Below are 11,742 nucleotides of genomic sequence, written 5' to 3'. Positions count from 1 at the left end.
AAACTCCTTTTATTGAAAAGGAGTTTTTTCTATGTGCCATTATGTCGGCTTAAACGGCTTTCATTTTTTATTCAATAGTGCATATCCAATGCTTTATGTGCGTTTTTCACATCATTGGTTAAAAGTTGATGTAGATCATATGAAGAATAATATCCCTTTTCTAGCATATACCTGTATACGTTGTAATGCAATTGGACAGCATTTTGCAAGTGCCTGCTTAATACTTGGTGAAGCTCGGGTGTGGCGGTTTCAGTTAGCGCCATCGCGTAGTTGCGGACTGATGCTTTAGCAAGCCCCAATAAATCGCCAGCGTAAAAGCCGGCATCTGCCTGGCGGGGATTGTGGTCATAACCAGGCGCATTTGGGAAAAACCGAAGCAATTCGCGAATGTTCCGTTCAATTCCCTGAATGGCCTGCATGTATAACGTTCGGAGTTCGTGATCCGGTACTTTTCGAATAGACATTTTTAATTTTGTTAAGCCCGCTGATTGAAAAGCGACAAGTTCGTGCAGTTCTAATGTTTCGTGCCACGCTAGATGTTCAGGCATAAGATGTTCCCTCCTCTTGATTATCGTCATATTACAATATTCATCTTTTATAGAAAGGGTACATTCACCTATTCCTGTTTAAAGTGTTCACCCGTCATAACTGTCATAAACTCGGAAAAAAATTTTTTATAATGTAATTCGACAGCGATCCGTTGTTTGGTCCGCCCAAAAGTTTCGTTGTTAAGTACAGGACGAAAATCGCCTATGCTTTGCCCGCGTGACAGCCCATTTGACAGATCGATGATGACTTCCGCTTCAACATACCTACATAAATCATCATGGATGACAGACATCATCGGCAATACATCATGAACAGGGCTTCCTTTTGAACCGGGATAGTTTTGTTTATAAAAATGGTAGTAATAATAATCAATTAACGGCTTAACAAGATCTGTCTTTCCTTTTGCAGCAATATAATTTGTCATTTCGGGTGATACAATCGTGTTCCTTGTTACATTCAATGGGTAAATCGTAGCTTTTTTCGCATATTTCATCACGAGGTTCGCTGCGATTGGATCACTGTAAAAATTCGCTTCCGAAACAGGAGTCACATTCCCCGGGCAAAGGAACGCTCCTCCCATTATGTAATAAGAATGTACATTTTCCATTAACGCCCCATATAAGACAAAGAGAGTCGCGAGCGATGTTAGCCTTCCTGTATTTACAATAATGATTTCATTTTCATATTTTTTTATAATATCAATTACTTCAAAGAAATTTTCCCGTTTATTTTTCTTAATGGCGGAAGGGATAACCGGCCCTAACCCGTTAGGTCCATGAATCGCCGGATAATATATCGGTGATTCTCCTGTTAATGGCCGGCTTGCTCCGCTAATGACGGGAATATCATTTAAACCGGTTTTCTTTATTAAATAATCAACATTTTGAAGCACCATTTCTCTTGAAACATTGCCATAATCGGCTACAATCCCGACAATATTTATTTTTTTTGATAAAAACGCGTAAATGAAAGCGATCGCGTCATCAATCCCAAAGTCCCCGAAAAATAATACTTTTTTATCCAAAGCATTGTCCCCCTTAATTTACTGCTACTACTATATGCTTTTCTGGGGACGAATCTAACAAAAAAATAAAAGAGGCGGCAGTTAGCCAACCTCTTTTTCCATGAAGGATATGTTAAGCAAAAACGCCTTCTTCTTCATAAGTGCCTCCAAATAGTCGCGAAAGCGCTTGCAAATCTTTATTTGCGTCTTCACCTTCTGCGATGAGCAAATAAGGATCTCCTTTTTTAAGCAGTAAGAAAAAGGATACAAGTGCAGTTAACGTTTTCCCTTGAGAATATAGACCATTTTTGCATAGAAGGACGTTCGACTGGCACGATTGCACTTTTTTATAAAAACGATAAATTAAGTTTAATGTCACTGGCTGATCATATGTAAAGGATGCTGATTGTATCACTTTCATTTTCAATCACCTCTTCCGTTATCCTATAGGATATATACCCTGAAAAAAATCACGGTAAACACGCTTTCAAACTAAAAAATGCCCGCTGATTAAAGGAATTTCCTTTATAATGAGCGAATTCATATAGGTAATACGATAAAAATCGTCCTATTTACTTTACCTTTTCCTATCCTAGTACATATAATAACGTTTCACTATTTCGGAAAATAGCTCGAAAATTATGGCCAAACGATAGGAAGGAGGGTAAAGCTTGTTTAACGCTAAATCATTCCATAAAAATAAAAAAGTTTATGAATGGATTAGAGAAATTAAAAAGGACCCTTCCAATGAAGAATTAAAGACAAACATTATTTTACAATATGAACGGTTAGTGAAATCGATTGCCCAAAAATTCTCAAGAGAGCGACATAATTTTGAAGATCTTGTACAAGTCGGGATGATTGGATTATTAAAAGCGGTTTATTATTATAAACCTGAACTTAATCGATCATTTGAATCGTATGCCGTACCTATGATCATTGGCAGCATGAAACGGTACATTCGCGACGAAACATGGAGCATACACGTCCCAAGAAGAATTAAAGAACTCGCCCCACTTATTAAAAAGACGGCAGACCAATTGCATCAACAACTCGGCCGCTCTCCCCTCATTCAAGAAATTGCAGCAACATTACATTCAACTGAAGAAGATGTGTTAGAAGCGGCGGAAGTGTATAAAAGCTATCAGGCAATGTCCATTGATTATATCGCCCAAAATAAGCAAATAAACAACACTACAGCCATTATAGACTTTATAGGAACGATCGATGAACGCTTTGAACATATTGAAAATAGAGTATTGCTTTTCGAAGCGTTCAAAACGTTAACCACACGGGAATTAGCCATTATCACTTATGTGTTTTACGACCATTTGAGCCAGCACCAGATCGCAAAACTATTAAACATTTCGCAAATGCATGTTTCACGAATTCAGAAAAAAGCGCTTTCTAAACTAAGAGAAGTTTTAAAAGACGGTACTCCTTATCATTAGAAATAAAGAAAGCGGATTGGCTAAGACATGTAGCATGATCCGCTTAATTGCTTATCATTATGTTTTCACCGGCTCATTTTTTCTCGAAAAAACAATAGCTTTTTGCCCGGCATAATTCGTAATGGTATATAAAATAGTGCCAAACAGTATTGCTGCATCTTCCCTATATGTGACGGGCAATCTTGAGATTGACATAAAGAGCCATTCGGCAAAATGAATCCCAAAATAATAAGAAAAAATATAGCACGAGCTAACGACAAACATAAATGGGAAAACCGTTTTCGACATAGACTCTCTATTTTTAAACGTAAACGAACGATTTAATAAATAGCTTGTACATGCTCCGATTAAATGACCCGTAACCGTAGATGGCCAATACGACATTCCGCCTTCATGAAGAAGAAGAAACATCATCGACATACCGACGAATGTATTGATCACACCAACGATTAAAAAACGAATAAACGAGCTTCTCATGTCAACTGCCTCTTTTTTTCAGTTCTTTTGCCGCAAGGAGCCGGTATTTTTTCGATGGCCGCCGGGTAAATGCCCCTGTAAACAAATCCGTTTCCACCGTATACATCGGACGTCTTTTCACTTCATTAAAAATTTTCCCGATATATTCGCCGATCAATCCAATCCCCATTAATTGAAGGCCGCCAATAAGCCAAATCGAGATCATAAGCGACGTCCAACCGGATTTCGTGTTCCCTAATAATTCTTGAATGAGAGCATAACTCCCTGCCATTCCCCCAATAAAAAATGAAAGAAAGCCGAGCAATGTCACAAAGCGAATCGGAACAATGCTAAATGAAGTGATTCCCTCAAACGCAAACGCCAGCATTTTCTTTAACGGATATTTTGTTTTGCCGGCTAAACGTTCTTTTCGATCGTAAAAGACATTTGTTGATTTAAACCCAATCAATGGAACGATTCCTCTTAAAAACACATTCGCTTCCTTATAGCGGCTTAATTCATGCAAGGCGCGTTTGCTCATTAAACGAAAGTCTGCATGATTGGGGATCAGATTAATTCCAATTCGACGCATTAACGAATAGAAACAAAGAGCTGTCGTCCGTTTGAAAAAGGTGTCCGTATCACGCTTTCTGCGCACTCCATGAACAATATCAAATCCTTCATGAAATTTTAAAATAAATTCGCGGATAACGGTCGTGTCATCCTGAAGATCAGCATCGATCGAGATGACACAGTCGGCTTTCGTTTTTGCCATTTTCAACCCGGCTAAAAGCGCTTTTTGATGGCCGACGTTGCGGGCCAATTTTAAGCCTGTGACAAACGGGTTCGTATTTTTTTCCTCAATAATCAACTCCCATGTTCGGTCACTCGATCCATCATCAACAAATAAAATTTTACTGTAAGCTGCAATCAATTTTTCCGAAGCTAAACGTTTTAGAACGTGAGAAAGTTCTTTAGCGGTCTCTTTTAATACTTCTTCCTCGTTATAGCATGGAACAACGATGATGAGTACAGGGTTTTTCACAGAATGAAGCCCCTCCTTTTTTCTTTCTTTAAGAGGTTGTTCAAAAAGTCCGGGAAACATTGCCTGCGAATTTCTGCGTCAGCGCTGCTCTGCGTTCCTCACGTATTAATTGCATACGTTCCGGTACTCGGAGCCTGCGCTTCTTTGAACTTCTTGGCCCTGTTTGTCCTCCTTTTTGAACTCGCACTTTAAAACTAGATTGTCCAAGATGGCATTCTTCTATAGATTGTCAATCGCCACTTCTTCAGATAGAACTCTCTCTAAGTAATCTCTTAACGGCCGCTTTAAGTCGCTGTTTTTTAAAGCGAAATCAATGGTTGTCAAAATAAAGCCGAGCTTTTCTCCAACGTCATAACGCGTCCCTTCAAAATGATAAGCAAATACCCGCTCGATTTGGCTTAATTGCTCGATCGCATCCGTCAGCTGAATTTCTCCACCTGCTCCGATTTCCTTTTTCGCTAAAAATGTGAAGATTTCCGGAGACAAAATATAGCGGCCCATGATCGCAAGATTGGATGGCGCCATTTCGATTTCCGGCTTCTCTACTAAATGCTCAACCTCATATAATCTTCCGCTCGCGGCTTTCGCTTTAATGATTCCGTACCGATGTGTTTCGTTTTTCGGCACTGGTTTAACGCCAATCACCGATGATTTGGTTTTCTCATATTGCTCCATTAATTGTTTGAGGCACGGCGTTTTTGCCTGAACAATATCATCTCCTAATAGAACAGCAAAAGGCTCATTGCCGATAAAATTTCTTGCACACCAGACCGCATGTCCAAGCCCTTTCGGCTCCTTTTGGCGGATATAGTGAATGTCGACCATTTTGGACGATTCCTGTACTTTTTTTAACAGTTCTATCTTTCCTTTATGAAAAAGGTTTTGCTCCAATTCAAAGGCATGGTCAAAATGGTCTTCAATCGCACGCTTCCCTTTCCCTGTTACGATAATAATATCTTCAATCCCGGATTCAATCGCCTCTTCAACGATATATTGGATCGTAGGCTTATCGACGATTGGAAGCATCTCTTTCGGCATCGCTTTTGTCGCCGGCAAAAACCGGGTGCCTAATCCTGCTGCTGGAATAATGGCTTTTTTTACTCTTTTCATTTTTAAAAACTCCTTCCTCTCAAATTCCTTTCTTAGTATTTTCAAGTTTTCAAAAAAAGATGATGAAAAATAAAATCGTTAGGATTGGTTCAAACTAATCAGCGGAATGATTGAAAAAAGGTGATGCATGATGAAAAGTTTACGAACAAAATGGAATTCTGAATCTCGCGCTTTGTTTTTCGCGCTAGTCTTAATCGCAATTTATCTCCTGCCTTTGTATGTCCTTGGTGAAAACGCGCACATACGGGTTCATGATAATCTGGACTCAAATATTGGATGGTATAAAGTGTTGGCTGATAGCGGCAAGCTATTCGGTTCCATTGATGCCGTCATCCCTCAAATCATTAACGGCCTGCCGCGAAATTCATTCGGAACCGAGTTTAGCCTGCTCGTTTGGCTTCATGCTTTATTTCCTTCGATGGTCGCCTATGCCATAAGCCAAACCATTGTCCGTTTTATCGCTTTTGTCGGGATGTATGTACTTCTTAAACATCATTTCATTAAAGAAAAAAATGCGTATCCAATTACAATCGGAGTCGCTTTAGCATTTGCGTTAACTCCATTTTGGCCGTCCGGCATGCTTAGTACGCTTGGACACCCTCTTGCACTGTGGGCGTTTTTAAATATCCGAAAAGGAATATCGACATGGAAGGAATGGCTGACGCTTACCTTATTGCCCCTTTATTCCAGTTTTGTGCTAGGATTTTTCTTTTTTCTCGTTCTCATCGGGGGATTGTGGCTTGTTGATGTCGCGCGAAAGCGGAAATGGAACGGGGTGTTTCTTGGAAGCATCGCCTATATGACGCTCCTGTATTTAATCATTGAATATCGATTGGTTGCTTCATTATTAGTACATAGTGAACCGACGAGCAGGGATGAATTTATTTCCTCCAGGCTCGGGCTATATCATTGCATTCGACTTGCTTTTAAAAATTTCACTTTTGGGCACAATCATGTGGCAACCGTTCATACATTTGTTATTTTACCGATCATCCTTCTTACGCTTTTACTGATCGTTAAAAATAAAAAATGGTATTCGGAGCGTCAATTTTTGCTTTTGCTTATCCTTAATTTTGCTTTATCGACATGGTATGCGTTCTGGTTTTTTATCGGCTGGCAGCCTCTTAAAGAAAAAATTAATCTTTTAAACACATTCAATTTTGCCAGATTTCATTTCTTGCGCCCGCTTATTATCTATGTTTCTTTTGCTATCGCTCTTTCTTTTTTATGGAGAATCGGGAAGAAATGGAGAACGCTGGTTTCCTTCTGCCTCATATTGCAGACGCTAATTCTATTTACATGCAATGAAGAAATATTGTATAGGGCTACACATAAGCCATCTTTCAAACAATTTTACGCTACGCATCTGTTCAACAATATTAAAGATTATATAGGAAAGCCTCCGGAATCTTATCGCGTAGCGAGCATCGGGCTTCATCCTGTCATCGCACAGTATAATGGCTTTTACACATTGGATACGTACAATAATTTTTATCCGTTAACGTATAAACATCAGTTCAGAACAATCATTGCAAAAGAACTCGATAAAAGCAAACAGCTGACAAAGTATTTCGATACATGGGGAGGACGATGCTATATTTTCGTCAGCGAACTTGGAAAACGATATATGTTCCGAAAAAATTCGAACGCCAAAATTGAACATTTACAATTAAATACAAAAGCGTTTCAAGAAATGGGCGGAAAATATATCTTTTCTGCCGTTCCTATATTAAACGCGAAAGAAAACCATCTCCATCTATTGAAAACATTTCAGGACTCAGAAGCCGCATGGAAAATTTATTTATATGAAGTTGATTTTAAAGAAAAAGAGGAAACTCTTTCACGAGTCTCCCTAAATCAATGATATAAAAAAACTATATTCTTTTTGTACAAAAACCGGCTAACAACAATACGTCTAATCCGTACATTTTCCACAATGGGAAAAGGACAGAAAATCAATTTTTCTGTCCTTTTCTTACTTTATTTTGTTTGTCTAAGTTTTTCTTTCAAAAATTCCTCAGACTTTCCACGCGGAACGCTCAGGCAATTCCATTCTTTATCTTTTATTTGCTTTCCGATATAGACCATTTGCCCGATATGGGAAGAGTAATGGGTAATTTGCCGTTGTATGGCCTGAATGACGGTATGTTTTTCACCACGGATCGTGACTTCATCAAGCAAATTATTTTCTTTTAGCTGGGAAAGGGCGTTAAATAGTATATTCCACCCTTCTTCCCATGCGTCAAGCAATTCTTCTTTTTGCTTGAAATTACCAATGAATTCATGATCTCGATGGCGATTCGGCTTTTCTCCATCCGTTGTCAAAAAATCTGTCCATCTTGAAAACATATTCCCTCTCAAATGTTTTACAATAATCGAAATACTGTTCGATTCACTCGATGGCGACCAATTTAATTCATCAATCGTTAATTGCTCAATCGTTTTTTCCCCGAGCTGCTTCATGCTTTGAAAATCCCCAATGACACACTTTAAATATGCTTTAGCTACTGACATTGATAGCTCCTCCCCCACAAATCAGGTTAGTTTCAAAAAATGAGTGGCTTCTTTAAAACGCGGTTCTTCAGAAAACCCGAGCCTTCGGTAAAATTTTCCTGCAACCGGGTTGTTCGTCCGCAATGTTAACCATACAAAATGGTGTTTCGCTTCCTTTATTAATAATTCCATCAGCCTTCGCGCGATCCCGGTTTGGCGATAAGCCGGAGAAACGTACAAATGCCGGATGCGCCCAATTGTTGGATCCTGCAAATACGGATCAATGTTCAGCCCGCCAAACCCGATCATTCTTCCTTGAAAAGCAGCAGCCATCATTTCTCCTTTTTGATTAAACGTATTGATTCCCAATGCATATTCGTCCGCTAGCCGCCTAATGAAGCGATACCCCTCGCCTTCACTTTCAAGAACAAGCATAGAAAGTTCATGCAATGGCAAATCGGACATTGTTTTAATCGTCAGCTCCATTCCGTCCCTCCTTTTTACAGAAATCCGGTGAGGTCTTCCCAGACGAATGCTTCCTCTACTAACATTCGCTTTCCGATCTGTATATCCTTTTTGCCAATTACTTTGCCGCCGAGTTTTATATAAGCCTGTTTTGCCGCTTGATTATCTTTCAGTACCCAGACGATCATCGATTGATATCCGTTCTCCAAAAGCTTTTCGGCTATTTTCGAAATGAGCTTTCGCCCGATGCCCTTCTGTTGATATTCCTGCAAAATATAAATGGCGTACAGTTCCCCATCATATGCAAATTCCGGTGAGCGGCTGGGACCCCCGGAGGCAAAGCCGGCAACTTCTCCTTTGTCGTTTTCTGCAACATAAAGGAATTCCTCGCTCAAATCCATAATTATTTTCTTCCACTTTTGTTCCCGTTCATCAACCGATAGTTGTTTTAAAACGTCGTCTTCCATCATTCCTTTATATGTAGTTCTCCAGCTTTCAACATGGACCTTTGCGATTGGGCGAGCATCTTCTACTCTTGCTTTTCTGATATTCAACTCTCTTCTCCCTCCCATTATCGATAAAAGCTGGCGATAAGCTCGGCAGCAGGGATAAAAAACACCTGTCCGAGTAGTGTGCCGATCAGTTTTGTGCTAATTAATAGAACAACAAGTGCTTTTACATCACCATAAGGGCGTTTTCCACGCAAGGCCTGGTCGGTGATGACAGCCGATTTCGGATCGACAAAAAGCGTCAATAATATCGTTGCGATTCCGTTGATCATTCCCGATGATGCAACAGCTGACAGACGGTGATCTTCTGGAACTAAAAGGGCTGCATAGTTGGCCGACAAGACGCCGATCGTATAAATGCCTGTCACAATCGCATTCAATAGTAAAAAACGTTTCGGGATTTCACGGAATCTCAGTTTTGTGATCATGCTTTTCGATGGTTTCGTCGCTTTTTTCAATATTCGTTTAAGATTATTGACATGCAGGGCTTCGACAACGAGAGAAGGAACGGAACCTGTCAGCTCTAATTTTTTCACAGCGATGCCAAAAACTTTTAAAAAGGTTGGAATGAAAAAGACACCGATTAATGTTCCTGCTGTGGAAGCAAAAATCACTTCACGCAAATCTAAAAGCGGATCCATATGGCGTGCAATGCTAAAGTCGATAATACTTGCAATCAAAGGCGCTTGAAACATATTGGCTGTTCGGGAAACGAGGACAAAAAGGTTAAAAAGCGAAAAAGATAAGGCAACTTGCCCGCTTTTAACTGAATTTAACCGAACGGAATAAGCCAACGTGTCAATGAGATGAATAATAAATGTCAGCAATAGAAGTTTAATTAAAATGTCGTCCATTGACAGATCTCCTTTTCCCATTCATAAAAATATTATTTTCTGATTATACTATGGATGATCTGTTATTCCTATGAACAAGGTATGGCTCTTATTCCCCCGGAAATTGTCATAACTTTTGTTTTCTTTATTTTACAACTACTAAAATTCGTTCCCGCCCGCCAAAAACATGCAAAAAAATAGTAGCAAGTTTTTTTCCAAAACTGACCTTGTTTTATGCTATAATACGGGTGGTGATTGGCTAATAGCCATTGTCACGGGTGGGAGAGGGAATAATACGTTAGGAAAGAAGTTTGTGCAACGATTAAAAAATCATTTCGACTTGAACGGTCACGGTACGACGATTAAGACGGAACTTCTTGCCGGCATCACTTCATTTTTTACCGTTGCCTACATTATTGTTGTCAATGGAACCATTTTAGCTGATGCAGGCATTCCCCTTGACGCCGCCATTATCGCAACCATCCTTACATCATTTGTTGGCTGCTTATTGATAGGTTTATGGGGAAATGCGCCGATTTTGCTCGTTCCCGGAATGGGCGTTAACGCCTTTTTCACGTTTACGATCGTGCATACAGTAGGGCTTTCATGGCAAGAGGCGTTAGCAGCCGTCTTTGTATCAGGCATTTTGTTTGCCATTGTGGCCTTTACGAAACTCTCGTCTTTGCTTGCCCAATCCGTCCCCTCTTCTTTAAAAGAGGCAATCACGGTTGGCATCGGCCTTTTTTTAACATTTATCGGTTTGCAAAAAGGCGGGATCGTAAAAGCGAGTGAATCGACATTTGTTGCTTTAGGCAATTTAGGAAGTCCTCATGTGCTGGTTACATTGCTAACACTCATCATTGCTCTTTTTCTTTTTAGCCGAAATGTCAAAGGCAACTTTTTGATCAGCATTGTGGCAGGGACTGTTTTGGCCGCCCTTTTCGGCCTTGTCGATTTTTCAAGTGTAAAACAAATTCATTTTTCGTTTGATTTTACATCGGTTGGCGCGCTATCGTTTCAGCAGTTCGGTTCGTTTTCGTTTTGGACTTCCGTTTTTTCATTGGCGATGGTTATCGTTTTTGAAAATATGGGTATCCTTCACGGAATGTTGGAAAAACCGGAAAAGTTCACTCGTTCCTTTCAGGCCAATAGCCTTTCGGTTATTGCGGCCGGCATTTTTGGCACGAGTCCAACAGTATCTTCGGCCGAAAGCGCATCAGGCATTGCTGCCGGCGGAAAAACGGGCTTCACGGCCATTGTGGCGGGCTTCTTATTTTTACCGTGCATTTTCTTGCTTCCGTTCGTTAAGCTTATTCCTGACAGCGCCATCGCTCCGGTTTTAATCATTATCGGTTGCCTTATGCTGCAAAACGTCGGGAAAATACGGTTTCAGGATTTTTCAGAAGGCTTTCCCGCTTTCTTGATTATCGCGCTCATTCCGTTAACGTATAGCATTACGGATGGAATTGCATTCGGCTTTATTGCCTATCCGATTTTGAAAATCGCGCTTGGCAAGAAACAAGAAGTCGCTATGCCGGTTTATATCATTGCCGGATTGTTCCTGATCAATTTTATCGTATCAGCCATTTAGGTGATAACCAACAGGCTGTCGAGGAAGAAATCGACAGCCTTTTTCAAATGGGCAAAAGTGGGTAGATGCACTTGATTTTCCCATTCGCTGAATTATGATCTATTTTTGTTGAATTATCGGTTATTTTCGTTGAATTATCTTTAAAATCGGCTGAATTAATATGAGAAAGAAGGCGATTAATTTCTTTTAAACGAAAAGGGTGTAGAGAAAACAAGGTTCTCCACACCCTCGGGATAA

The 11,742-nt window shown here is 40.0% G+C and carries 13 protein-coding genes; 3 read left to right on the top strand and 10 right to left on the bottom strand.

What is annotated here, in order from left to right; genetic code table 11:
• Positions 1-71: 71 nt before the first annotated feature.
• The 3 genes from WD019_RS12470 to WD019_RS12460 form a co-directional block, all read right to left on the bottom strand.
• The gene (locus WD019_RS12470) at positions 72-548 is read right to left on the bottom strand and encodes a spore coat protein (protein WP_026677628.1); all 477 of its coding nucleotides are present in this window, start codon (positions 546-548) and stop codon (positions 72-74) included.
• 68 nt (positions 549-616) lie between these two features.
• On the bottom strand, positions 617-1,573 hold the full coding sequence (locus WD019_RS12465; protein ID WP_026677627.1) for a nucleoside hydrolase: 957 nt from the start codon (positions 1,571-1,573) through the stop codon (positions 617-619).
• Between the two features lie 112 nt (positions 1,574-1,685).
• Positions 1,686-1,973, bottom strand: coding sequence for an HPr family phosphocarrier protein (locus WD019_RS12460; RefSeq protein ID WP_425711708.1), 288 nt, complete (start codon positions 1,971-1,973; stop codon positions 1,686-1,688).
• 250 nt (positions 1,974-2,223) lie between these two features.
• On the opposite strand from WD019_RS12460, the gene WD019_RS12455 reads away from it, so the two are divergent.
• A complete protein-coding gene (locus WD019_RS12455) occupies positions 2,224-3,003 on the top strand; it encodes a SigB/SigF/SigG family RNA polymerase sigma factor (RefSeq protein ID WP_026677625.1) in 780 nt (259 codons plus the stop codon).
• Positions 3,004-3,060: 57 nt separating this feature from the next.
• On the opposite strand, the gene WD019_RS12450 is transcribed toward WD019_RS12455, so the two are convergent.
• The 3 genes from WD019_RS12450 to galU form a co-directional block, all read right to left on the bottom strand.
• The gene (locus WD019_RS12450) at positions 3,061-3,480 is read right to left on the bottom strand and encodes a GtrA family protein (RefSeq protein ID WP_425711707.1); all 420 of its coding nucleotides are present in this window, start codon (positions 3,478-3,480) and stop codon (positions 3,061-3,063) included.
• Position 3,481: 1 nt separating this feature from the next.
• Complete coding sequence (locus WD019_RS12445) at positions 3,482-4,504, bottom strand: glycosyltransferase family 2 protein (RefSeq protein ID WP_425711706.1); 1,023 nt, start codon at positions 4,502-4,504, stop codon at positions 3,482-3,484.
• Positions 4,505-4,723: 219 nt separating this feature from the next.
• Positions 4,724-5,614 (bottom strand): UTP--glucose-1-phosphate uridylyltransferase GalU, encoded by an 891-nt coding sequence (gene galU / locus WD019_RS12440; protein ID WP_425711705.1) that lies wholly within the window; start codon positions 5,612-5,614, stop codon positions 4,724-4,726.
• Positions 5,615-5,741: 127 nt separating this feature from the next.
• Between galU and WD019_RS12435 the strand changes: the two genes are divergently transcribed.
• Positions 5,742-7,478, top strand: a complete 1,737-nt coding sequence (locus WD019_RS12435; RefSeq protein ID WP_425711704.1) for a DUF6044 family protein — start codon at positions 5,742-5,744, stop codon at positions 7,476-7,478.
• A gap of 116 nt (positions 7,479-7,594) precedes the next feature.
• Here WD019_RS12435 and WD019_RS12430 read toward each other — a convergent pair whose 3' ends face one another.
• From WD019_RS12430 to WD019_RS12415, 4 genes are read right to left on the bottom strand one after another with little or no spacing between them, the layout of a single operon-like run.
• Positions 7,595-8,128 (bottom strand): DUF1572 family protein, encoded by a 534-nt coding sequence (locus WD019_RS12430; protein WP_026677622.1) that lies wholly within the window; start codon positions 8,126-8,128, stop codon positions 7,595-7,597.
• A gap of 21 nt (positions 8,129-8,149) precedes the next feature.
• Positions 8,150-8,593 (bottom strand): GNAT family N-acetyltransferase, encoded by a 444-nt coding sequence (locus tag WD019_RS12425; RefSeq protein ID WP_026677621.1) that lies wholly within the window; start codon positions 8,591-8,593, stop codon positions 8,150-8,152.
• Positions 8,594-8,607: 14 nt separating this feature from the next.
• Positions 8,608-9,126, bottom strand: coding sequence for a GNAT family N-acetyltransferase (locus WD019_RS12420; RefSeq protein ID WP_425711703.1), 519 nt, complete (start codon positions 9,124-9,126; stop codon positions 8,608-8,610).
• A gap of 17 nt (positions 9,127-9,143) precedes the next feature.
• Positions 9,144-9,935, bottom strand: a complete 792-nt coding sequence (locus tag WD019_RS12415) for a lipid II flippase Amj family protein (protein WP_026677620.1) — start codon at positions 9,933-9,935, stop codon at positions 9,144-9,146.
• A 292-nt stretch (positions 9,936-10,227) separates the two neighbouring features.
• Here WD019_RS12415 and WD019_RS12410 point away from each other — a divergent pair, with 292 nt between their 5' ends.
• The gene (locus WD019_RS12410) at positions 10,228-11,505 is read left to right on the top strand and encodes an NCS2 family permease (protein WP_425711702.1); all 1,278 of its coding nucleotides are present in this window, start codon (positions 10,228-10,230) and stop codon (positions 11,503-11,505) included.
• Positions 11,506-11,742: the final 237 nt, after the last annotated feature.

This window comes from Fictibacillus sp. Mic-4 (assembly GCF_049843615.1).
Lineage (GTDB): Bacteria > Bacillota > Bacilli > Bacillales > Fictibacillaceae > Fictibacillus_A > Fictibacillus_A gelatini.
Note: the sequence above shows the minus strand (reverse complement) of the source record. Positions and strands in the feature narration are given on the sequence as shown.

Excerpts from the sequence above, each read along its gene's own strand:
- WD019_RS12460 (WP_425711708.1), bottom strand. The coding sequence starts at position 1,973 with ATGAAAGTGATACAATCAGCATCCTTTACATATGATCAGCCAGTGACA.
- galU (WP_425711705.1), bottom strand. The coding sequence starts at position 5,614 with ATGAAAAGAGTAAAAAAAGCCATTATTCCAGCAGCAGGATTAGGCACC.
- WD019_RS12430 (WP_026677622.1), bottom strand. The coding sequence starts at position 8,128 with ATGTCAGTAGCTAAAGCATATTTAAAGTGTGTCATTGGGGATTTTCAA.
- WD019_RS12425 (WP_026677621.1), bottom strand. The coding sequence starts at position 8,593 with ATGGAGCTGACGATTAAAACAATGTCCGATTTGCCATTGCATGAACTT.
- WD019_RS12435 (WP_425711704.1), top strand. The coding sequence starts at position 5,742 with ATGATGAAAAGTTTACGAACAAAATGGAATTCTGAATCTCGCGCTTTG.
- WD019_RS12415 (WP_026677620.1), bottom strand. The coding sequence starts at position 9,935 with ATGGACGACATTTTAATTAAACTTCTATTGCTGACATTTATTATTCAT.
- WD019_RS12450 (WP_425711707.1), bottom strand. The coding sequence starts at position 3,480 with ATGAGAAGCTCGTTTATTCGTTTTTTAATCGTTGGTGTGATCAATACA.
- WD019_RS12470 (WP_026677628.1), bottom strand. The coding sequence starts at position 548 with ATGCCTGAACATCTAGCGTGGCACGAAACATTAGAACTGCACGAACTT.